The organism is Aidingimonas halophila (assembly GCF_900106955.1).
GTDB lineage: Bacteria > Pseudomonadota > Gammaproteobacteria > Pseudomonadales > Halomonadaceae > Aidingimonas > Aidingimonas halophila.
In genome coordinates, this window is record NZ_FNNI01000002.1 from 34,198 (window position 1) to 55,717 (window position 21,520).

General features: G+C 54.4%; 18 protein-coding genes and 4 pseudogenes. 8 read left to right on the plus strand and 14 right to left on the minus strand.

Annotation, left to right across the window (positions count from 1 at the left end; all coding sequences use genetic code 11):
• Window positions 1-126: 126 nt before the first annotated feature.
• From BLW01_RS03510 to BLW01_RS18445, 5 genes and pseudogenes are all read right to left on the minus strand, one after another.
• Window positions 127-1,464 (minus strand): FAD-binding oxidoreductase, encoded by a 1,338-nt coding sequence (locus tag BLW01_RS03510; protein ID WP_092568139.1) that lies wholly within the window; start codon window positions 1,462-1,464, stop codon window positions 127-129.
• Complete coding sequence (gene cfa, locus BLW01_RS03515) at window positions 1,461-2,591, minus strand: cyclopropane fatty acyl phospholipid synthase (protein ID WP_092568140.1); 1,131 nt, start codon at window positions 2,589-2,591, stop codon at window positions 1,461-1,463. Before cfa ends, BLW01_RS03510 begins: the two co-directional genes overlap by 4 nt.
• A gap of 648 nt (window positions 2,592-3,239) precedes the next feature.
• Window positions 3,240-3,554, minus strand: a pseudogene (locus tag BLW01_RS03520) (transposase); the annotation flags it as partial.
• A 441-nt stretch (window positions 3,555-3,995) separates the two neighbouring features.
• Window positions 3,996-4,475, minus strand: coding sequence for an MgtC/SapB family protein (locus BLW01_RS03525; RefSeq protein ID WP_092568141.1), 480 nt, complete (start codon window positions 4,473-4,475; stop codon window positions 3,996-3,998).
• Window positions 4,476-5,265: 790 nt separating this feature from the next.
• Complete coding sequence (locus BLW01_RS18445) at window positions 5,266-5,724, minus strand: general glycosylation pathway protein (protein WP_175529757.1); 459 nt, start codon at window positions 5,722-5,724, stop codon at window positions 5,266-5,268.
• Window positions 5,725-6,476: 752 nt separating this feature from the next.
• On the opposite strand from BLW01_RS18445, the gene BLW01_RS03540 reads away from it, so the two are divergent.
• The 3 genes from BLW01_RS03540 to BLW01_RS03550 all read left to right on the plus strand — a co-directional run bounded on the left by BLW01_RS03540 (window position 6,477) and on the right by BLW01_RS03550 (window position 9,948).
• Window positions 6,477-8,564 (plus strand): sensor domain-containing diguanylate cyclase, encoded by a 2,088-nt coding sequence (locus tag BLW01_RS03540; protein WP_092568142.1) that lies wholly within the window; start codon window positions 6,477-6,479, stop codon window positions 8,562-8,564.
• A gap of 180 nt (window positions 8,565-8,744) precedes the next feature.
• Complete coding sequence (locus BLW01_RS03545; RefSeq protein WP_092568143.1) at window positions 8,745-9,371, plus strand: biliverdin-producing heme oxygenase; 627 nt, start codon at window positions 8,745-8,747, stop codon at window positions 9,369-9,371.
• A 376-nt stretch (window positions 9,372-9,747) separates the two neighbouring features.
• Window positions 9,748-9,948 carry an ATPase domain-containing protein gene (locus BLW01_RS03550; RefSeq protein ID WP_092568144.1) on the plus strand — a complete coding sequence of 67 codons (201 nt, stop codon included), beginning with the start codon at window positions 9,748-9,750 and terminating at the stop codon, window positions 9,946-9,948.
• Between the two features lie 231 nt (window positions 9,949-10,179).
• On the opposite strand, the gene BLW01_RS18325 is transcribed toward BLW01_RS03550, so the two are convergent.
• The 3 genes from BLW01_RS18325 to BLW01_RS03560 all read right to left on the minus strand — a co-directional run bounded on the left by BLW01_RS18325 (window position 10,180) and on the right by BLW01_RS03560 (window position 13,585).
• Window positions 10,180-10,419 (minus strand): hypothetical protein, encoded by a 240-nt coding sequence (locus tag BLW01_RS18325; protein WP_139243908.1) that lies wholly within the window; start codon window positions 10,417-10,419, stop codon window positions 10,180-10,182.
• 309 nt (window positions 10,420-10,728) lie between these two features.
• Window positions 10,729-11,088 carry a nucleotide pyrophosphohydrolase gene (locus tag BLW01_RS03555; RefSeq protein WP_092568145.1) on the minus strand — a complete coding sequence of 120 codons (360 nt, stop codon included), beginning with the start codon at window positions 11,086-11,088 and terminating at the stop codon, window positions 10,729-10,731.
• Between the two features lie 106 nt (window positions 11,089-11,194).
• The gene (locus BLW01_RS03560) at window positions 11,195-13,585 is read right to left on the minus strand and encodes a DNA/RNA helicase domain-containing protein (protein WP_092568146.1); all 2,391 of its coding nucleotides are present in this window, start codon (window positions 13,583-13,585) and stop codon (window positions 11,195-11,197) included.
• A gap of 245 nt (window positions 13,586-13,830) precedes the next feature.
• Here BLW01_RS03560 and BLW01_RS18950 point away from each other — a divergent pair.
• Window positions 13,831-13,983, plus strand: a pseudogene (locus BLW01_RS18950) (IS3 family transposase); the annotation flags it as partial.
• Between the two features lie 96 nt (window positions 13,984-14,079).
• Here the strand turns inward: BLW01_RS18950 and BLW01_RS03570 are convergent.
• Window positions 14,080-14,634, minus strand: a complete 555-nt coding sequence (locus BLW01_RS03570) for an HPP family protein (protein ID WP_175529758.1) — start codon at window positions 14,632-14,634, stop codon at window positions 14,080-14,082.
• A gap of 59 nt (window positions 14,635-14,693) precedes the next feature.
• Between BLW01_RS03570 and BLW01_RS03575 the strand changes: the two genes are divergently transcribed.
• Window positions 14,694-15,278, plus strand: coding sequence for a TetR/AcrR family transcriptional regulator (locus BLW01_RS03575; protein WP_092568147.1), 585 nt, complete (start codon window positions 14,694-14,696; stop codon window positions 15,276-15,278).
• Window positions 15,279-15,711: 433 nt separating this feature from the next.
• Here the strand turns inward: BLW01_RS03575 and BLW01_RS03585 are convergent, their stop codons facing one another.
• From BLW01_RS03585 to BLW01_RS03595, 3 genes are all read right to left on the minus strand, one after another.
• On the minus strand, window positions 15,712-16,344 hold the full coding sequence (locus BLW01_RS03585) for a LysE family translocator (protein ID WP_092568149.1): 633 nt from the start codon (window positions 16,342-16,344) through the stop codon (window positions 15,712-15,714).
• Complete coding sequence (locus BLW01_RS03590; protein ID WP_139243910.1) at window positions 16,344-16,826, minus strand: O-methyltransferase; 483 nt, start codon at window positions 16,824-16,826, stop codon at window positions 16,344-16,346. The genes BLW01_RS03585 and BLW01_RS03590 overlap by 1 nt, the downstream gene beginning before the upstream one ends.
• 196 nt (window positions 16,827-17,022) lie before the next feature.
• Window positions 17,023-17,748, minus strand: a complete 726-nt coding sequence (locus BLW01_RS03595) for an autoinducer binding domain-containing protein (RefSeq protein ID WP_175529759.1) — start codon at window positions 17,746-17,748, stop codon at window positions 17,023-17,025.
• Between the two features lie 340 nt (window positions 17,749-18,088).
• Here BLW01_RS03595 and BLW01_RS18630 point away from each other — a divergent pair.
• The 3 genes and pseudogenes from BLW01_RS18630 to istB form a co-directional block, all read left to right on the plus strand.
• Window positions 18,089-18,226 (plus strand): annotated as a pseudogene (locus BLW01_RS18630) (IS3 family transposase); the annotation flags it as partial.
• A gap of 90 nt (window positions 18,227-18,316) precedes the next feature.
• Complete coding sequence (gene istA, locus BLW01_RS03605; protein WP_092568153.1) at window positions 18,317-19,330, plus strand: IS21 family transposase; 1,014 nt, start codon at window positions 18,317-18,319, stop codon at window positions 19,328-19,330.
• Entirely contained in the window at window positions 19,330-20,091 is a 762-nt protein-coding gene (gene istB, locus BLW01_RS03610; protein WP_092568154.1) for an IS21-like element helper ATPase IstB, read from the plus strand. Before istA ends, istB begins: the two co-directional genes overlap by 1 nt.
• A 51-nt stretch (window positions 20,092-20,142) precedes the next feature.
• Here the strand turns inward: istB and BLW01_RS03615 are convergent.
• A pseudogene (locus BLW01_RS03615) lies at window positions 20,143-20,721 on the minus strand (nucleotidyl transferase AbiEii/AbiGii toxin family protein).
• Window positions 20,711-21,487, minus strand: a complete 777-nt coding sequence (locus BLW01_RS03620; RefSeq protein WP_092568155.1) for a type IV toxin-antitoxin system AbiEi family antitoxin domain-containing protein — start codon at window positions 21,485-21,487, stop codon at window positions 20,711-20,713. The pseudogene BLW01_RS03615 and the gene BLW01_RS03620 overlap by 11 nt, the downstream one beginning before the upstream one ends.
• Window positions 21,488-21,520 lie beyond the last annotated feature (33 nt).

The window sequence follows — 21,520 nt, forward strand, 5'->3', positions numbered from 1 at the left end:
TCGGGTTATGCGCTCACGCGCGACGGGGCATTCACAGTCGATCGCGATCGTCCCGGTCTCCCCCGATTTCCTGGCGCGCAACAAGCCAGGGGTGGACAAGCATTTTCCGCACGGAGACAACCGGTCTTAGCCCAGTTTGACCGCTTTTTCATAGAGTCCCGGAAAGCGCCCGTCGGGATCGCATTCGCGCTTGAGGGCCTCATAGGCCGGGCGGTCGTAGTTCTGCCAGAACGTCGTCTCGTCGTAGGTACTGCGCGAGTACAGGCTCTTCTTGCCGCCGTGCTTCGCGACCAGCTCCTCGACCCGGGCATTGTAGTGACCGTCGGGCTCGCTGGAGCGGACCATGTCCCAGAAACCGAAGTTGATGTACGGGGTATCGGTACGCAGCTGGAACAACGAGAACCCGGCGCCGGGAACGACAAACGGGCAGATCCACACCGGGCGGATGCCGATTTCGGCCTCGAAATCTTCCAGAAACGCCGCGGCGTTGGCGATCGGGATGTCGACGTCCTGGATCACCGCCTCGGTGCGCGGCCGAATGGACTGGAGCAGGCTCAGCGGCCAGCGCCGGCTGGAGCGCATGATCTTCTGGTAAGTGACGCTCGACAGGCGCTTGCGTCCGAGAAGCAGCCGCACCGGCATGAGATGGGCGCCGACATTCCTGCTGCACCAGAACCAGTCGGTGTCCCAGCGCCAGAGGTAGTCGTGGATGCTCAGATAATCCTCGCGTTGCTCGCGCAGGCTCCGCCAGTACTGGTGGAGCCAGGTGTAGTCGCTGGCCTCGGTGCCCGCTGGCAGCGATACGATGAAATGCGCGCGGGTCAGCACGAAATCGTCGGGTGCGAAGTACACGCCATCGAGAAAAGCGCAGGTCGGTTGCGCGCATTCCTCGCCGATCGCGGCGAACAGTTCTTCGGGCTCGCGGAAACGGGTGTGCTCGAGCCGGACATAAGGCTGCACCGGAATCAGGCGGACGCGGACCCGCGTGGTGTAACCGAGGCTACCGTAGGAGTTCGGAAAGCCGTAAAACAGTTCCGGGCGCTGCTCGCGCGAACAGGTCAACACGCGGCCGTCGGCGACCAGAACGTCGAGCTCTTGCACCATGTCGTGCACCAGGCCGTAGCGGAACGCGCCCGACTCAATGCCGATCCCGGTGGTCGCGCCGCCGACCGTGATGCTCTTGAGTTCCGGCACAATGGCCGGGGCCAAGCCATGCGACAGAGTTGCATCGACCAGGTCGGCATAAGTCGTCATGCCCTCGACCTCGGCGACGCAGGCCTCGACGTCGATCTCGATGACGTGGTTGAGCGATCCCACGTCGATCCCGGTCCGGCAGGCATTCTCGCGCGGCCTGAACAAGTTGCTGGTGGGCTTTCTAAGGCGTACCGGCCCGTCGGACTCGGCCAGCGCCGCGGCCATCGCCTCCACGCGGGCGCGGTGGGCGTCCCAGGCGGCTTTACTCATCGGACTGACACATAGCGCGGCAGATCGCCGTGGCTGAGTACGAGCTGCCAGAGATTCAGATGGCGCGCCCGAAAGGCGCCGGCACAGCTCAACAGGTAATAGCGCCACATCCGGTAGAAGCGCTCGTCCAGCCCTTCGCTTTGTTGCAGATCCGGCCAGGCGGCGACGAAATTGTCGTACCAGCCCATCAGTGTGCGGTCGTAGTCCGGGCCGAAGTTGTGCCAGTCCTCGAGCACGAACAGACCTTCCTTGGCCCGGGTGAGCTGAGCCTCGGCCGGGATCACGCCGCCAGGGAAAATGTATTTCGCGATCCAGCGGTCGGTGCCGCCGTGGCTGATGTTGCCGCCGATGGTGTGGACCAGCGCCAGGCCACCGGGCTTCAAGCGGGCCCGGGCCAGTTCGAAGAAGGCGCGAAAGTTCTTCGGCCCGACGTGTTCCATCAGGCCGACACTCAGGACACGGTCGTATTGCCGGCAATCATTGGCCGCCTCGCGGTAGTCCTGCTGCCGAACGTCGACCGGCAGGCCTTCGCAAAGCCCTCTCGCGTACTCCACCTGCTCGCTGCTGATGTTGTAGCTGGTCACCTCGCATCCGTGCTCCGCGGCCAGAAACCGGGCCAGTTCGCCGAACCCTCCGCCCAGCTCAAGCACACGCATGCCCGGTTCCAGGTGCAGCTTGCGCGCAATGAGCTCCAGCTTCGCACGCTGGGCCTCATCCAGGGGCGCGTCGGCCCCGTCGGGGCCGTAATAGGCGCAAGTGTACTGCATGGTCGGCCCGAGCATCGCCTCGTAGAGCCGGTTCGAAAGATTATAGTGCTGCTCCGCGACCCGCCGCGAGCGCCATCGACTCTGCTCATTCCCGAGCCAGCTCAGCAATACCCGCCCGAGCATAGCCGGCGTGCGCACCTTGCGGTTCAGGCTGGCCCGGAGCATCCGGAAGAACAACTCGTCGAGCCGCTCGGTGTCCCACCAGCCGTCCATGTAGGCCTCCCCGGCGCCGAGCGTCCCCTCGGCCAGAACGCGCTGGTACAACCGCTCGTCGTAGACCTGGGGATCCCAGGGCCGCTCGCCGCCTACCTCGACGTCAGCGCTGCTCAGCAGTTCCGTGACTTGTTGTCTTGCTGACATGCTTGTGCCCCTCGCAGGAATCGGATGGCCGGGTTCCGGCTGCAATAACCGTGCCACATTAGCCTTAATCAGAACTAGACCCAAGTTCGCAACGTTCCATTCTCCTCCGGATCCGGACGTCCCTGGAAGTGGTGCAGATCGAGGGTGGTGAAGCCACCGTGGGCCTTCGTTAGCGTTGCAGTCGCCGCACTCGCAACAACGAAGGAGAACCTCACCGCTCTTACACCACTGGACGGGACACTGCTTGCCTATCGTTTCTGACAACCTAACGCAGGGATGACATCATGGCGAGTACGAGTCATTCGAACGCGCACCACGCCCCAGGTCGGGCGATAGCTTCAGGAGGCACCGTCCAGCGGGAGTAACCCAGAACTGGCACGGCGCTATGGCATCACCGGTATGACCGCGCATGAACCGCCCCGGGTTTCCCGGAGTCCCGTTGGTTTGGATCACGCTGCAAGAACGGACCCCTGAAGTGGTTGATGGTACTGCGCTTCGATCGCCGCCGGCGGTCCGAACACCCGCGTATTATCCCAGACGTGCACGATCGGCGCCGCCCACGGCGGAATGAATCAGTGTTTCCCTAAGAAACTGCTGATCAATTCGTCTCTGAGCGGCTGAAGCGATCATGACGGCACATTCACCGCGTCAACGGTCACTTTCTGACCACGACGGTGGCCTTTTGCCCTGGCATCGTGTTGCAAGCACCAGGTTGGCCAAGCCGAACAGGGTGAACAACTGCACCTGGTTCTTGGCCAGCCCCTTGTAGCGAACCTTCCGGTAGCCGAAGAGGTTCTTGATGACATGAAACGGGTGCTCGACCTTGGCAAGGATGCTGGCCTTGCCCTTTTCGTATTTCAGCAGCAGCGTTTTCATTTTCACTGGGTTGTCTTCCATCTTCTTGATGGTGCCGCATTTGGCGGCGACACGCATCCCTGATCCCTTGCACCCCAAAAGTGACCTTAGGTCAGTCCTTAGCTATGTCGATCGTCCGGCGAACTCCATCTCCGATCGGGTTGTCACCGCAGGGCTTGTCCTTGCGCCCTCTCGAATACCGAGAAAGCCTAGGGATCACAGCATGAAAGAGTCCAAGAAAAACGCCGCACCCCCATTTCATCACTTAGATTGTCCGGTTTTTGTCATTGCTCTTTCATCGATACAGAGTCAGGTTCGTGCGAGGCGTTGTTCTCCTTCGTCGTAGGGGTAGTCACCAGTCCCGCTCGCCGCTTGTCCTTCAGCCGGTAGCTCTCGCCCTTGATCCGACCCGCTGATTCTGGACACCGTGTTAAGCGAGTACAATCCGCTTATGAGGTGATCCACGATGAGCAAGCAAAAGCGCAACCGCTATTCCGATGAGTTCAAGGCCGAAGCGCTGAAAAGAATTTAATTTTTTGGTGCTCAGCATTATGAGGGGTCATTGCGTATCAAGCGAGTAAAGAAAGGCACCACATACAGTACCACCCAAGCTAGAACCGTACACAACACCGCAGTCTGCTCGCGGCCCAGACCAACGGCTACCCCTATGGCTGCCGTGAACCAAATACCAGCCGCCGTGGTAAGCCCTGTAACACCTTGGTCATCCTCGCCGGTGATGATGGTTCCAGCACACAGAAAGCCGATGCCGGTAATTACCCCCTGAATGACTCGACTCATCTCCGAATCCGAGATACCCGCTTGCTGCGGAATAAATATAAACAGAGCAGCCCCCATGCAAACCAACATATGGGTACGTATTCCAGCGGCCTTGCCACGCCGTTCTCGTTCAAGCCCAAGCACACCCCCCAGAAGTGCAGCGAACAGTAATCGAATCACAACAACGATGAACTCACTAAAATCGTTAAAATCCGAAAACTCAGACATGATGGCATCTACGATAAGTTCCATCGTTTTGTTCCTGTAACCCTTGTGACTCGTGATTCATCTTTCACCTTGAGGACAAATTCGTGTTATTTTTAACAACAAACATCAGACACTCCAGATAAAAACGATAAAATTAATGTAGCTTTTTCGGGGCATTCTTCGTGATTTAATTGATTGCACCGTAGTCCAAATGACGCATGAAACACCTCCTCACCTCCTAACAATTCCTATGGTTGGACAAACATCTCTACGTGCCCTTATAATACTGCAATACTGCATACAATGAAGCCGCCCATTTGTAAAATCAGTATATCAAGCATGGTTGACACACATAACAATAAGCATCATGCCGACTGCATAATACCGATGAGCTCAACAACTGAATTTTTCGGAAGGCCGGCTTTGGGTCGTTGTCTACTCCTGCAGTATAGCCTAACGTTCTTCATTCAGCCAAACTCGGACTTTGGTCACCTTCGCATATACGCTAAAACCTTTTCACAGTTTATCGAAGCCTGGGCAGTCAATTACCCAAGCGTCGATACATTAACATTTAAATTTTGATAGAAAAATTCGCCTGACACTGTTAATTACAATAACACCCACCACGGCACCTATTATAAGATCTGGATAGTTGTAGTCAGTCTAGGCAACGAGTTCTCCCACAAGGATAAAACCCAGGTTGATAACCACATAATTCACCAAAAACAGGCTCTTCGACGTTTGATGAAGATCGACCTGATTGGCAGTCAAGTGGGCCATCTGTCGGATCAGGAAAAGTCCATATAAAACGACGAAAAACCGGTTTTTCATTCACCTATTTATCATCATCACGAGTCAACCTCTGATAGACACCAAGACCGACCACCACCAAAACGGCTGAAATCAACAAAAAAGTAGGGTAGATCAATTTAGTAATATCTTTTGTCCCGGCGTCAAACACGAACACCAAGGATTCTAGACTTATAGCAATAGCTATTATTACGAGAAATTTTAACAAAGCCTCTCTCTGTTTTGCAGGCGACTTTGTAGAGCTACTACTAAAAACCTCTTCCTCCAACAAGAACTTTGACACATCAAAGACAGCCATTCCAATTACGATCAAGCCGATAGCATTAAGAAGGGATGCAACAAGCAAGGTTCTTTCATGTGCCGAGAGCCATATATCCCATAAGGCAACACCTATCATTGTGAGACTTATAACGCCCAAGCTCAAGCAGATGATTCCATAAACAGCACGCCCTATTAAATCAGAAATATTTTTCGCCTTATTCATTTCTCCTCCGACCTGTCGATTGATTTTCTGGCAGATGTTACCGCTAGCAGGTATTAGACAGTATGCTCGTATCGTGAAAGCCTAGGTTAGCGAAATTGGTTTAGATGCATCCATCGATGGTACGCGATGTGGCGCACCAAAGCATCGTTGATATACCGTCGTACGAAAAACTTGAGAGCGGTACAGCTACTCTTGGGTCATACGAAGCCGGAAAGCCCCGTCAGATACCTTGGGATAGAGGTAGATGATGCCCTTGGACATGGCTGAGCAGATGGAAGTTTAATAAGGACTAACGACGGCCTGAGGAGGGCCGTCGTTATCCGGCCAGGAGCTGTCTTTAAGCAAGACTTAATGTATCAATACGCTAATACTCATTAACTTTGTAGATCTAGCGAAGTCCAATTGTAAAAAATACCACGTTAAGAGACTTTGCCTATTAGGGCTTAATCGTCGCATCTATGTATTTTCAATTACTATTCGTAAACATATGTTCGTTCAATTTACATAAAGCTTCAGCATGACTGATATACCAGAACCCAATGGCATGGTACTTTGGAATGCCCCTACGCAAAAGAAAAGAGCGCCTGCATGGCATTCCCACGGAAATAATCAAGAAGCGCGCTCGACAAACTGAGACCGCCGCTGCCAACATGGCCCAATAGGCCTTTGACAAATTCAGTCGGAGTTTAGATGCCTCGCGACCGGATCCCGCGCCCTGGCCAACGCCTAAACCTATTAACTGTAGCTCGCCTATGCCCAACACCCATTACAGTGATGCCGAAATCGCTGCCGCCCTTGAGGCTTGTGCAAGTGAACCGGTGCATATCCCTGGTGCCATCCAGCCGATGGGCTGCCTGGTGAGCCTGGATGCTGACATGGGCCGGATTCGCCAGGTCAGTGCCAATATCGAGGATTACCTAGGTATCAGCGTTACGGATGTCCTGGTTGGCCACCCCAGGGAAATACTGGGCGACGAGTTGATGGATCTTCTGGAAACTGAACTGGTGAAGCAGGACAACTCTGCTTCCGTTCTCACCGCCACCGCCCAGGGCGACGTGGAGGGCAAACGACGCCGCTACCATGTGGTGGCCTACCCCAGTGGCGACGATGCTTTCGTCGTGGAACTGGAATACCAGATGTGCCCGGATGGGCATCGCCTGCTGGATCAGGTGAACGACTGGCTGGTCGAAGTGGGGAAAATCGATGACATCGATACCCTTCTTGATACCCTGACGCGAAGGATACAGGAGTGGGCCGGCCATGAGCGGGTGATGGTCTACCGTTTCGACGAGAATTGGAACGGCCGCGTGATCGCAGAGACCCGCCTGCCCGTAGCAGAGAGCTATCTCGATCATTACTTTCCGGCCAGTGACATTCCCGCCCAGGTGCGCCGACTCTACGACATGAACAGGGTGCGTAGCATTCCAGATGCCTTGGCACCAGCGGTTCCCTTGGTGCCGCCCTGTAGCCCAGAGGAGAGGGCACCACTGGATATGTCCCGGGGGGTGCTACGTGCCGTCGCGCCGATACATCAGGAGTACCTCACCAACATGGGGGTCGGCGCCTCTTTGTCGATAGCTATGCACGAGCAGGGGAAACTCTGGGGCCTGCTGGCCTGTCACGGTCTGGAACCCAGGCCACTGGAGGCTGACCTACGTGATGCGCTGTGCGCCCTGGTTCAAATCGCCATGCAGCGGCTGATGGTATTGCGCACTCGAGCCGACACCCGTCTCCTTCACGGCATCCACGACAGCAACGAGATTCTATCCGATGAGAGTGGGCGCCTTCTCGGTCCGGAAAGCCTGATCCAGGCTCACGGTGGACAATGGCTAGAGCTGCTGGAAGCCAGTGGTATCGCCCTGGTCACAGGGAATAAGAGCAGCGGCCTGGGCGCCCTGCCGACCGAGGAGAACCTGGTCGCCATGGCCGACTGGCTGAGCCGCCACCAGCGTCACGACACCCCCTGGCACACTCAGACACTAGCAAAGACAGCGCTGGCGCCCTGGCAGGAAGGCGATCTCTGCGGCTTGCTCGCTATGGCCCTGCCCACTGAGACAACCCACTGGTTGATGCTGTTTCGCCGCGAGCATCGATACAGCAGGCGCTGGGCAGGCGAGCCCGAGGACACGCCCATGGTCAGGAACGGGCAACTGGTCATGACGCCACGCCGCTCCTTTACCCAATGGCAGGAGGAAGTCAGGGGCCGCAGCCGCGTCTGGCGCGCTATCGAGTGCCGATCCATCGGCGATCTCGCTAAGAACTTGGCCGTCCTGACCGCCAGCCATGAGATCTCCCAGCTCAATGAAAAACTTCATCAGGCCAACCGGCAGCTCAAGAACATGGCCTACAATGATGGCCTGACCGGTACCTGGAACCGCTACCGCATGGAGCAAGCGCTCGACGCAGAGCTCAACGATGCCGAGCGCCATGACAGGCCCTTCTCAGTACTACTGTTCGACATTGATCACTTCAAGCACTTTAACGACACCTACGGTCATGAGGCAGGCGATCAAGTGCTAATGACGCTATCCAGTGTTCTGCAGAACATTCTACGTCCCACCGACAACCTGGGCCGCTGGGGCGGCGAGGAGTTTTTGGTGCTGGCCAGCGATTGCGACCTCATCGGGGGCTTACATCTCGCCGAACGTCTCAGGCAGAGCGCCGAGGCATTGGACCTGGGCAAGCTGGGCGGGGTAACCATTAGCATTGGCGTGGCCTCCTGGCGACGCGGCAACAGTCGCAAGAGCCTGGTCGCCCGGGCTGACCAAGCGATGTACGAGGCCAAGGAAGAGGGCCGCAACCAAGTGAAGGCTGAAGCATCGAGCACCATTCCCCCTTGATTCAAGGCAAAACAAACCCCGTCCAGCCATCGACGGACCCAAACTTATCAGCACTCGCAAATTCCCCAACTGACAGCAGCCACTTCATTTTCACCGTTTGGCTACACTTAAAGCGGCATATTGGCTCTTCTGCGGATGCTTGCATATATGTTCACGCGTGGAGGCGCTATGGATTCCCCAATGCTGGTACAGCTGCGTGAGCAAACCCGGCCAGCCCATCTTGCCCTGGAATCTCAGCCATTACTGCAAAGGCTATTGTCCAGTCGGTTGACAGAAACAGATTACGGCCAGCTACTGCAATCTATGTTGGCGTTTTACCAATCCCTGGAGCCGGTACTAGTTACCGCTACAACAGCCCTTCTCGCGCAACATCCAGATCCGAATTATCGATATCTGCCTCGTGAACCTTTACTGGCCAGTGACTGCCGAGCGCTGGGCTGTGTTTCTTCAGGTTTCATTCATTCCCCAATAGAACTCCGGCTGAACGGCAGTGGTGCTTATTTTTTGGGGATACTCTATGTGATTGAGGGGTCTACCCAGGGCGGCCGGTTTATTGCCAAACACCTGGCTGACACCTTGGGTGTAGGTGAGAATTCAGGTGCCAGCTTTTTTAATATTCACCAAAGTAACAACTCCTGGAAAGCTTTTCGTTGTTGGTTGCACAGGGGGCTGGAGCGCCATTACCAGGATGACATCAAAAGCGTTATTGAAGGGGCTAATATGACGTTTTCTGCTTTACATGCCCACCTTGACCAATGGCAGCGTCTCAACCCGTTTTTTTCGTCTAACAACTTCCAGGCTGAGTGATTTACACCAATCAAGGCTTCTTGATAGAGAGTTTCCCAGTTCTGATACTACTGTGCCCCATTAGCAAAATAGCGGATCGTTTCGAGCAGACTTAGCAATGGCACTGAGTATTAGCTATAGCCTGCCTGATAAGTCAGATGTTAAATTTAGACATAGAGGTCACCTTACGTATGGAGGGGCACAAAGGTTAACGTCTGTGCTTACGAGGAAAAGCTAGACTTAAAGGTTCACCTTCTCTGCACTATCCGGGTACTTTGATATTTCCCTTCATGCTCATTTCCACTGACAGCTAACCAGCTCAGGCATAAAAATTAGCATTTTGCTTCCAAATCCATAGACCGCCCGTTTGGACCCGTTGCTAAACAGCAATCTAAGCATGACCTGCACCCACGACCCACGCTTCCTCACCGGAGTTGCCGGCCTCGATCAAATACTTCATGGGGGGTTGATACCACGGCGGGCTTACCTAATTCGGGGTGGCCCTAGGTCTGGCAAGGCCACGCTTGGCATTCTGAATCGCCCCGAGATTTTTAGACACTACCTGATCTTATACTTGGGGTTTGAGAGGGTTGCCTGAGTGGTCAATTTGAGTTCTGGAAAAATTTTTACCTAATGACTCAGCATTACATTAGCTTTTATTAATTGTCCGCTTTGGGTCGTTAGCGGTCGAAATTGCCCCCTTCAGTAGATTGGGATTGCTTTCCAGCACGCATTTCACGGTTCGTCCTCCCCGCCAACTTTTCCAGATCAGTGACACAAACGGTCTGGTCTGCTCGTCTCCGCATCCCATCCTCCAGTAGCGCCATGCTCAGCTTCTCGCGATCGCAGAGAACGTCACACACGACGTCTTCGGGAACAGGCCATGCATCTCGCTGTGGCTGCGTACCAGGGCCCTCGCTGCTTCATCGTGTTCGATGCGACTGGCGATACCTTTGGCGAAGTACAGCTTGCTGTCGTCGCTGACCTCGGCGCCGTAGAGGTTATTGAGTCGGTCGATGATCTCGGCCAGGCGCTGTTTCTCGGAATCGTGTAGCTTGCCTGAGCCCACCTCGGTGACCGGGGTGAGGCCGTAGTCGCCCTCGGTTTATTTCAGGCGTATGCGTTTCTCCCTGTGCTTGGTGTAATTATGCGTGACAGACTAGCGCTTAAGGATTGCCAAGAAAAGGCGACTTAGGATGATGCCTTGCCTATTGAAGGCATTGCTGCCACTCGTCATGACCGTGAGGGATGTAGTGGCCCTAGTAGCGAATCGTATCGCGCCCCGACAGCTTCAGGACCTCACAACGAATCGCCACCGCGAGAGATAGGGGCGCAGGGTTGTGAAGGTCGCTCTTAGATAGCGAAGAAGATGCACATGTTACTCGTCCTGATAATGCGTGTACTTTTTCGCACTTCCCTTCACTTGGTCGGCGGGATATTTGTCCGCGTTTTTCTCCATCTTCGCCCAGCATGCCGCTTCAATATCAACATCCAGCTTGCCAGCCAGCCGAATCAGGTAGAGTTGAATATCGGCAATTTCGTCACGTACTGCAGCTAATTGCTGCTCATCCAGCTCCTTGGACTGCGCCTCGGTCAGCCACTGAAAGCATTCTTGGAGCTCTGCTGCCTCCACTGTCAGCGCCATGGCCAGGTTCTTCGGCGAATGGAACTGGTCCCAGTCGCGCTCGGTGGCAAACTGGTCCATCGCGTCGTGGAGTTTCTTGAACGGGTCTGGCATGTGGGGATCACCTGGTTCTACGGTATTGGGTTGCTGTGAGCATGCCTGCTCTGCTGCTCGCTATCCAGCGAGTATCGATACAGACGTTCATCAAACTTCCTATCCCTCACAGCACGGATAGGAATTCGCCGATGACCCTCAGGTCCTCAAGCTCGTCTTCGAGCACGATGTCCTTATAGCCAAAGGCATTGGTCTGGGGCTTCAGCACGATGCGCTGGTTCACGAACTCGCCGTACTCCTCGACCTTCTCGCTCTGATACTGCTTCACCGTGAAGCTGCCGCCGTGGTCAGGGTCCTCGATGGCGCGATGCTGCACCACAACGATCTTGCCTTGCCGTGTGCCACCTGGATTCGCACGGAACAGGCACCAGGCGCCGTTGGGGATGCGCCGATTCATCGACTCCCCCACCACCCGGCTGACGAACAGGTCGGGGCTCAATCGCATGAAGTCCGGCAGCTCGACCCAGTGCTCGGCTTCGGCGATCTGCATCTCGCTAAACTCGCCGGCGGCGATGCTCAAGTCGTACACGGGCACATGACGCTCGAACGGCGCTGCCTCATCACGCGTAACGATGGGGAGATGCAAGCCATCCAGCGTCTCGGCTTCCTCAGACACGTCCAGTCGCTCGGTCGCTGCTTGAGCTCGAGCAAAGGCAGCGAAGTACTCGCGAGTCTCGGCATCCGGGGCATAGACGTAACAGCCCTTCTGGTCCCTCGTCATCAACGTGCGATAGGTGTTCTTGATGATCTGATCCGCCAGGGCCCGAGCACGCTCGGGCTGCTCCTTGAGCATCTTCTTGTAGCCATGCACGGAACGATCCTGCCCTGCCCGTTCCCGCGCCTCTGTCACGACTCGGCCGTCACGAATCACGAAGTCATCCCCGATGATGACGCCAACGTAGTCGAATTCGAGCCCCTGGCAGGTATGGATGCAGCCGACCTGCTCTACTGATCCATCGGCGATGGCCCACAGCATACCGTCGTCATTAAGGTTCCACTGGGCGGCGAAGCCATGTTCGGGAAACACGATGTCCATGGCGTGTTTGTCCTTCTTGCTGGCCCAGGGCCAGCAGTAGCCCGCTACCATGCGTGCCTTGTTGGCCTTGCGATTTTTCTCGAGAATCGCCCGACGCATGGCACTCGGGTGATCGAACACCTGGAAGTCGTAGTCGATGTCCTCCAGGTCGGTGTTGGCCGTGGTGCGAATCTGAAGGGCATGATCGAGCCATGCCAAGTAACCGTCCGAGCCGTTGCAGCGAAACTGCGACGCCAGTTCAAGCTCATTCACATCGGCGCCGCACTCGGCTGCCCGCCGCCTGATCTCCTCGACCGTCCCCACGTCCTTCAGCGTCACGCGCTGCGCTTCATCGATGAAGAAGATCGAGAAGCGTGACGCTGCGATCACCTCCCTGATCTGGCTCTCGCCCAGGTTCTGGTACATGCCCGACTTCTCGTTCAGGCGGTGAGCCTCATCGACGATCAACGCATGGAAGGTATCCGGCTCGGCGTTGACGTAGCTGCCCGAGCCCTTGAACAGGTTATCGATATGGGTCTTCTTATGGGTGCCCGTCAGTTTCTTCTTGAACACTTCGCGCGGAGCCGAATTGCGTGACACGAACTGCGTCATCATCTCGCGGTTTGTCAGCTCCACCAGCAGGTTGATGGCCACCACGGACTTGCCGGTTCCCGGCCCGCCCTTGACGATCAGGCACTGCTTGTTTCCGGTATCTGCACGGTGAGCAAGGTCAATCGCGGTTTCATAGACCAGCTTCTGCTCGTCGATCATCAGGAACTCGGCATTGCCTTGCATCATCGATGCCAGGGCATCCGCCAGGTTCTTGCTCGGCTTGATCACACCGTGTTCGATGCGATACATGATGTCGTTGCTATCGCCGTACTTGATGTGCTGGCTCAGAAACTTCGAGAGCTTCAAGGCATCCTGCGATATGAAGACCGGCGCACGGCGTGTGTGGTGCTCGTAGAAGGGATCATTGATGGCATCGGCCTGCTTCATGTTGTGCAGGTAGGCACAGGGCACCAGACCGATCGATTCGGAACGTACCGTCTCGTTGTAATCCTCGATCAGCGCACCATAGGACCACGCCTGATACGACGGATGGTTGGTCTCGCGTACGCCACCGCCCAGCTGGGTGCGCACGATGGCGTCCTTCTTCGTCACCTCGACGGACTGCCACTGTTTCAGTTCCACGATGACCGCCGCATCGTCCCGCTGGTGGTTCTTGCCGGTCAGGATGAAGTCAACACGGCGATTGGTCAGCGGAATATTATATTCGATGGCCACCCCCGCCGATGCAGGAATTCCCTCATCAAGCAGTACGCTCATCATGAAACGAAGGGAACTTTCCCAAGATGCCACCTCATTGCGGGGCGAATTTCGGTTCAGCTTGCGTGCCACCTCGTTCTCGATGGCTTCGCTGATAACGTTGGCACGCACATCATTGATGAATTGCTGTTTGGTGGCATTGTAGACCAGCATCTATGAAAAAATCCCTATAAAATTCAACAGATTACTTGTCATCATGAAGGCATAATGCGTCAATTATGCACGTTATATGCTCCAACAGCATAGTGCGATGTCAACATTCAAGGAGGTCACCCACCAGCCCGTCCAAAGCATGGTCTTATATAGAACGACAGCGGTGGCAGGATTATTGATTGGAGTGGGATGGTATTCTTCTTCGGCTCTGCGAGCCTTATCGATAAGCGTCCCGGGCCCGGGACAAAACCGAAGCATGGTGGACGTTCTATAGCCAAGTCAGACCCCATTCCGCACTGGAGTGGTCCACGCCTTCTGACTACGCCAGGAAACGTGCGGTTTCTCGGCGCAAACATCAACAGCTAGAGCCGGATTTTTCCAATTCTGGCTGGACCTAATACGAGGACAGGGCCAGCAACGGACATTACCAGGGAACAGCTGGATTAAATGCTGGGGGCAGGTCAGTTACATTAATAATTGGCATAACTACTCCTTCAGACCCAATAATGTGGCCACTCTTTGGCACGGCCGATGTTGTTAATGAACAAAGCAATGACTACTAGGATGACCGATCCAGCAAATACCGGAGTGACCAGAAATCCCCAGTCATGGACGCCTGCGGTCAGTACCACCAAGGGGTTTGCGCCAGCAGGTGGATGCACTACTCGCAGGATTTGCATGAGAGCAATGGCTATACCAACACCCACCGCCATCTGCCACATCCCGCTGCCAAATGCCGTGATAATTGCCAGGCCCACTGCAGTTGCCACGACGTGGCCACCTATTACGTTTCGCGGCTGCGCTAGAGGGGCTTGGGGAGCGGCAAACAAGAGAACGCACGTCGCCCCAAACGGAGCCATCAGCAGTGGGACGCCCGCCAATTGTGTAAGCAGGGACGCGGCACCGATCCCGGCGATCCCACCGATCAGCCCTGTTAGTATCTGGAACGTGTCAGGGCGCGCAGGAGCAATGCCTTTGCCTTTCATTTTGTGAAACATTTTTGACCTCTGTGCTATTGTGTACAGACAGGTCTGTACAGTAAGCAACATTCCTCAGGCCTTCAATGTCTAATTGGCTATTATTTCTCCTTAATTAATAGGTATTAGCTATGAGCAAACGCGACGACATCCTTAACACCGCTCTTCGACTCTTTAATGAACATGGCTATCACGCTGTTGGTGTGGACCGGATTCGTGACGAAGCTCAAGTTTCAAAGATGACTCTGTATAAATATTTTTCCAACAAAGAGAATTTGGTGGAAGAGGTTCTAAAGCTGAGACACCACAAGTTCAAAGACTCTCTCGAAGCCGAGGTTTTTAAACACTCTGATCCACTTGAAAGGCTACGTGCATTTATCAACTGGCATGTCGCCTGGTTTTTCTCTCAAGATTTTCATGGCTGCATGTTTATAAAGGCCACAGGAGAGTTCCACGACGTTGAGGACTTCCTGAATGTGTCACAGGCACACAAAGACTATGTGGCCACCTTGCTCACTGACCTCCTGCGTGGTGCGGGCGTCGAGAATCCGCAGTCCCTCTCGCAACTTTTTGTTATCACAATTGATGGCATGATTGTAAACGCCAGCATTTTTAACTCTCTTGAGCGCATCGAGTCTGCTTGGACCCAACTCTGTAAAGCGGCGTCACTTCCCAGCCTCCCGCTAAAGGCGCCATCACAGTCATTCGTTATGTGACACATAGCTGAGTTATGTAGTGGCTTAAGCAACTGAGAGATTTGGCTATTGGCTTGCATATGTTCTGGACAGGGTTGTGGGTCAGCCCCAAGCCCGATTCCTGGATAGCCACGGTTGTCAATATCAGTGAAGGCGGTCCGTATTTTATCACTCAGCTTGTCCGGCTTTTGTCATTGCGCTTTCATCGATACAGAGTCAGGTTCGTGTGAGGTGTTGTTCTCCTTCGTCGTGGGGGAGTCACCAGTCCCGCTCGCCGCCTGTCCTTCAGCCGGTAGCTCTCGCCCTTGATGTTCAGTGTCGTGGAGTGGTGGAGCAGCCGAAGTATGATGTGATGAGGCTGTAAAGTGCCCCTTAGCGGTCTTGCTGCTGTTATTGTAGGACAACCCATAAATATATTTCTTCTCATTATTTAGGTCTGAGTAGACAGCATATATTAAAGTATGTAAAGAAAATTGTTAATCGCGTATACAATTAATACCCCCCCTACTACCGACCCAAGGATATTCAGTGACTTCATGGAGATTACAGACGAAACCTTTTTCCCCAGCCATGCATATAGAAGCAAACTAAAAAAAGCCATAGCGATGTGTATTGCAATGAGCATTGATGTGCTAAATACATAATCATGAATGCCTTCAGACGGTCTGGCAATCTTTGGCAGAAAGGAAAGATAAAAAGCAAGCGGCTTGGGATTAAAAAAAGATATAGCAAAGCCAGTAAGAAAAGGTTTGTGGAATTTTTTTAGACTTTCTGATTCATATGCCTTCTTGGATTTTCTATAAGAGAGCAGCATCTTTCCCCCCAGCAACAACATGAAGCCCAAACTAATAACCTGCATTACAGACATAATGGAAGGAGAGACCATAAAAGATAAGTAAACAAGCATTGACGCCATTGCCGTTAACGCCAGCATGGCTATCAAAATACCTAGAATTATTCTACTTGATTGATTTTTTATAGAGCTCGCTGCAATTGTAAACACAATTAAGGTACTTGGACCCGGAGTTATAACCAGACCACCTATCATTCCCGCGAAGAGAAGAATGTCAATTCCATTATAAAACATCACTTCTTAACAACCACCATTTCACCTTTCCCTACATCTATAATAGTACTGTCAACGCGACAATCATCTTCGGCTCTTTTTACCACACTTTCAATTTCGCTAAAATGACTGATGGCATTATCAGCTACTAATATGCCACCGGTAACTAGCTTAGGGACGACTTTATCATAAACATCCATATAAGCATCACTCGTCGCATCTAAAAAACAAAATGAAATAGTGTTAAGCGACCCCAAATGGTCTCTTGCATCACCAGAAACTAGCTCTATATAGTCTTCGCTCTTTGTTCTAGCGATAGTTTCACTTGCTAGTTTTATTTTATTTTCCAAAACCTCATAAGTCTTCAGTCTAACTGCCCGATTTCGGCAGGCAAGTGATATCCAAAGCGAAGAATAGCCTGCACTTGTCCCTACTTCAATAAAACTACCATTAGGAGCCATATTAGCAAGTAAAGCTAGAAATCTACCTGTCTCAGGAGGCACCTGTCCAGCCTGTCAACAAATACTCTATATCTAAGCTCAGCAAGTTCAAAAAACGTTGCTGCATGCAGCTCACTATATGGCGCAGTGTATATTTTTATATTAATCATCGGACAGCCTTATCTATTCCACCACCTCCTTTGATATTAAGAGAAGGGACTCGCTCATGGCAACTACTAGACTTAGTAGGTATCCTAAATCAAATAAGGCTTAGGGCTACTGCGCGCGCCACGGAAGCGGTTTTATTGTTAACCCCCATTTTTTTCTGTATGTTTTTCAAATGAAAGTTAACCGTATGAATTGTGATTCCTAAGATTATTGATATTTCTGAGGCGCTCTTCCCATCGGCTGTCCACTGAAGAATCTCTTTCTCCCTTGGGCTGAGAGTGATTTCAAAATCATAAAATGGATGGACATTAATCTCACGCATCTTGTCATAACAAATATCAAGAAGGCACTTTAGCGTTAGATTTATAATTGGCTCTTCTTTTTTCGAAATATCCTCATGCTTTCTGGAAAATGACAACACCTGCAATGTATTGTCTACACCTTTTGTAGTGAACGTGGCTCCGTATTTCAGTCCCCATTCATTAGCCTCGCCAAAGAGTTGGGGGTTTTCTTTATGAACCTTCCTGTCCCATAAAATTAGCTTCTTGCGCCTGATACCTAGCTCAATTGTTGGGTCATGTGGTCCATAATTTTTGGCATGGTATCGCTTTATCCACTCGTTAGGGTAGCTGCCTAAAATATATGTCTTTGGCCTGGTGAATGGTTCTGTAGTGCGAATAGCATATGCATAATTATTAAAGCCAAGCGATGCTGCTTCTATTCCTATGAAATCAAGTATTTCATCGTGGCTCTCGCAAGCTGCTATTTTTTCACTCATCATAACCCACCAATCTACAAAACCTCTTTGGTTATTCATGAGGACTAACATCCTTTAGAGAGTTGATAACTAGCAAGGTGCGCGTCGGACTTGATTTCCAAGTGTAGCAGTTGATGGCTGTTTTCATGTTAACTCGTAAGCAATGGGATACAGTCCTCCCCACTCTACACTGGCTTAAACATTTTAAAGCGCCTCTGCCGCTAATCCTTAATACCGGTCACGCGAGCAAACCTTTTGAATAATAAGCAGTGCACACCAGCCATGGAAGTCCCAGAACGATGAACCGTGCTGGGATTCCCGGAGGCTCCAAACCTTGCAAAACTGGAACCATGAGCACATCAAAACGATACTCGCTGAAGTCCGTGAGCACGCGGTTCGTATGGTTTTCGAGTACGAGGCCGACAACTACCCCCAATGGGCAGCCATCGGTGCCATTGCCCCCAATATTGGTTTCACGCCAGAAACGTTACGGAGTTGGGTCCGGCGGCAAACCGAACTAGATACGGAGCGCCGTGATGTCACCGGACATAGGAAACTGACCCTTTTCGGACAAAATTACTGACCCACCTTTGTTTTAATAAGGGCCGACTCGACAGGAGGGCGGCCCATGCTGACAAAGGAAGCCATGATGGAGATCAAGATTTTGTCGCGGCAGGGTATGAGTATTCGAGCCATTAGCCGGGAGCTAGGGGTTTCACGGAATACCGTGCGCAAATATCTTCGCGGAGAAGCCTTGAAGCCTCCGGATCGTAAAGGCCCGGGCCGGCCATGCAAGCTGGCGCCTTATGAAGATTGGTTACGCCAGCGGGTTAGCAGCGCGCAGCCGGTGCGGTTGCCCGCAACGGTCCTGCATCGGGAGATCGCAGCCATGGGGTTTGATGGCACCGAACGCACTGTCAGGCGTTTCGTGGCAAGCCTCTACCCGGAGCCCGAGCCTGAAGCTGTCATTCGTTTTGAGACCGCGCCGGGACATCAGGCCCAGATGGACTGGGGGGAATACCGGCTGAACCGGCGCAAGGTCTACGCCTTTGTCGGCGTCCTGGGGTACAGCCGGTGGCTCTACTTCGAGTATGTGGATTCCATGCGTTCGGAGGTACTGATCGACTGCCATCGGCGCATGTTGGCCGATTTTGGGGGCGTCCCTCGGGAGATCCTCTACGACAACATGAAGACCGTCGTCACCCAACGCGATGCCTATGGTCGAGGCCGACACCGCTTCCAGGAGGCGATCTGGAGCTTCGCTGCGGATTGTGGCTACCGGCCTCGCCTGTGTCGCCCGGCGCGGCCACAGACCAAAGGCAAGGTGGAGCGCAGTATCGATTACATCGCCAACAGCTTCTTCCACCCCTTTGTCACCCGTCTGGCGATGGAGGGGCGAGTGCCCAGCCTGGAAGAACTGAATGCCGAGGCCCGATACTGGTGTGGTTCGGTGGCGAATGTTCGGATCCACGGGACTACCGGGATGCAGCCCAAAACCCGATTGCCGGTTGAACAGACGGCCATGCTGCCCTACAGCGCGCCGCCGGTAAAACCCGACTCGGCAGTGGCCAGTCGTTGGCCATGCTACCCCTTGCAACGTTCTCCGAAGGTCTATGACGCCTTCTTGCGGGAGGTGGGCTGATGAGCGAGAAAGTGGAGCTGCTGTGCGCGGAACTCTCCCTGGTCGCCGTGGCGGAGCAGTACGCCAACCTGGCGGACGAGGCAGCCAAGAAGAAACGTTCCTTCGTCGACTACCTGGAACAGGTACTCCGGGCCGAAGCTCAACTCCGGGGAGAACGTCGACGGCAAACGCTGACCAAGCTTGCCGGTTTCCCCGCCGTCAAAACGCTGGAAGAGTTCGACTTCGACGCCGCTCCCAGTGCCCCCAGGGCACGCATCCAGGAGTTGGCAGGCATGGCCTTTGTTGAGCGAAGAGAGAACATTATCTTCCTGGGCCCCAGTGGGATTGGCAAGAGTCACCTGGCGACGGCACTGGGGATTCGGGCCACGGAAAAGGGTTACAAGGTCCGCTTCCTGACCGCAGCCGACCTGGTTCTGCAACTGGAGAAAGCGCGCCGTGAGGGGCGGCTGGACCAGTACCTCAAGCGAGGCATTCTCGGACCGAGCTTACTGGTCCTGGACGAAATCGGTTACCTGCCCCTGAAAAAGGATCAGGCCGACTTATTCTTCCAGGTCATTGCCAAACGGTATGAGCAGGGATCGGTCATCCTCACCTCAAACCTGTCGTTCGGAGATTGGGAGGAAACCTTCGACGGCAATACCGCCCTGACCAGTGCCATGCTTGACCGGTTACTGCATCATGCCCACGTGATCCAAATCCGGGGAGAGAGCTACCGACTCCGGCAAGCACGACAAAGTGGACTGATAGGAGGTGGAAACTAACGATGACCAAACGAGGGGTGGGTCAAAAATATTGTCCGGAAAGTGGGTCAATTAATTTTGTCCGTTGACAACAAGGAAGCCTTCGAATACGCTTCGATCCAGGCCGCCCTGGTGCAGAAGCAGCTTCACATCGAAGAGATCTCTGGGGTGCTGGCGATCCAGCGCGGCGCAGATCTTGCCGCCATACAGTTCCGGCAGTGACACCACCTGCACCGCCGCAAAGCCGTAATCGTCTTCCACGGCTTCAACGACATCGCGCTCCTGAGGCGGGTGCAGGGTGCCACGCAGTACCGGCGATACCTCCACCTTCACCTGGCTATGCCCTCAGCTCACCAGGATCCTCAGCTCATCTCGGCGATTATCCTGAAGCTCGGCGCGTACGCCTGGCAGCCGAGCACTGAAGGTCCCTGCCAGCCGCTGCAGCGCCTCGCGACAGCGTCGCAGGGCCTCGTCACGGGGCTCCAGCGGCAGGTAGGCCAGGTCGATATCGACCGAAAGGCGGGGTAATGGCTGCACGAAGAGGTTGATGGCCGTGCCACCCTTGAGGGCGAAGCACGGCTCGTCATTGAGGAATGGCAGCAGCGAGACCAGCAGCCTGACCTGTTCGTGGTAGCGAGCTTCAATCGGCATGCAGGAACGCCTCCGGCACCGTCACGTGATATTCCCTGTCCAGCTTGCCGCCCAGGCAGAGCTGCCTCTTGCCTTTGCCGAGGTTCAGTCGACGTGGTTCCAGGCGACCATACCAGGCATGCCCGGCGTGGCGAGCCAGCACCAGGAAGGCCCGCTTGGTTCTCACCGAACTACACCCCTCCAGCAATGCCTGAAGCCGGCGCGGACGCAGCGTATTGAGCCCGCCGAAGGTGTCCACCAGCTCACTGCTGAACAGCAGCTCATTCGGCGTCACGGCGATCCACTCCAGGACCGCTCGCTCGGGGGTCGATACCTGCAAGCTGAAGGCCCTGCCATCCGGCGCGTAGTCCGTGAAGCTACCGGGAAGCTGCACTGGCAGGCCCTTTTCAGAGTGGAGCACCATCCGCCCTGCCCACTCCGCGTCACTCAACCATCGGGGCAGCCGAGCAGCCTCCTTGCCATACAGCTGCGTCGTGCGCTCCCCCATAGGCAGATAGTGGGCAAAGCCATGCAGTGCCAGGGCCGTCTGGCCACCCGGCCAAAGCGGGGGTAAGCCCGTGTCGTCGCTCGCCTGAAGAGCGAAGACAGCACTCTCCCAGGTAAGAGACTCCCCCGCTTGGCAGTAGGCACCGTGCCCCACGCGTTGCAGCCAGCCACTGCCGGCCAGCTTACGCGCTTGATCCGAGGTGACGCCGTGTGATGCCAGCCAGGCGGTCGTCACGACGGCGCCATACGGGATCTTGTGCAGTAGCTGGTTTATTTTCACGTGAAAAAGCGGCCTTAAATTCCGTCTTCAGAG

Excerpts from the sequence above, each read along its gene's own strand:
- BLW01_RS18445 (WP_175529757.1), bottom strand. The coding sequence starts at position 5,724 with ATGAATAAGGCGAAAAATATTTCTGATTTAATAGGGCGTGCTGTTTAT.
- BLW01_RS03555 (WP_092568145.1), bottom strand. The coding sequence starts at position 11,088 with ATGCCAGACCCGTTCAAGAAACTCCACGACGCGATGGACCAGTTTGCC.
- BLW01_RS03560 (WP_092568146.1), bottom strand. The coding sequence starts at position 13,585 with ATGCTGGTCTACAATGCCACCAAACAGCAATTCATCAATGATGTGCGT.
- BLW01_RS03570 (WP_175529758.1), bottom strand. The coding sequence starts at position 14,634 with ATGTTGCTTACTGTACAGACCTGTCTGTACACAATAGCACAGAGGTCA.
- BLW01_RS03550 (WP_092568144.1), top strand. The coding sequence starts at position 9,748 with ATGACCTGCACCCACGACCCACGCTTCCTCACCGGAGTTGCCGGCCTC.
- BLW01_RS03545 (WP_092568143.1), top strand. The coding sequence starts at position 8,745 with ATGCTGGTACAGCTGCGTGAGCAAACCCGGCCAGCCCATCTTGCCCTG.
- cfa (WP_092568140.1), bottom strand. The coding sequence starts at position 2,591 with ATGTCAGCAAGACAACAAGTCACGGAACTGCTGAGCAGCGCTGACGTC.
- istB (WP_092568154.1), top strand. The coding sequence starts at position 19,330 with ATGAGCGAGAAAGTGGAGCTGCTGTGCGCGGAACTCTCCCTGGTCGCC.
- BLW01_RS03525 (WP_092568141.1), bottom strand. The coding sequence starts at position 4,475 with ATGGAACTTATCGTAGATGCCATCATGTCTGAGTTTTCGGATTTTAAC.
- BLW01_RS03510 (WP_092568139.1), bottom strand. The coding sequence starts at position 1,464 with ATGAGTAAAGCCGCCTGGGACGCCCACCGCGCCCGCGTGGAGGCGATG.
- BLW01_RS03585 (WP_092568149.1), bottom strand. The coding sequence starts at position 16,344 with ATGTTTTATAATGGAATTGACATTCTTCTCTTCGCGGGAATGATAGGT.
- BLW01_RS03540 (WP_092568142.1), top strand. The coding sequence starts at position 6,477 with ATGCCCAACACCCATTACAGTGATGCCGAAATCGCTGCCGCCCTTGAG.
- BLW01_RS03575 (WP_092568147.1), top strand. The coding sequence starts at position 14,694 with ATGAGCAAACGCGACGACATCCTTAACACCGCTCTTCGACTCTTTAAT.
- BLW01_RS03595 (WP_175529759.1), bottom strand. The coding sequence starts at position 17,748 with ATGAATAACCAAAGAGGTTTTGTAGATTGGTGGGTTATGATGAGTGAA.
- istA (WP_092568153.1), top strand. The coding sequence starts at position 18,317 with ATGCTGACAAAGGAAGCCATGATGGAGATCAAGATTTTGTCGCGGCAG.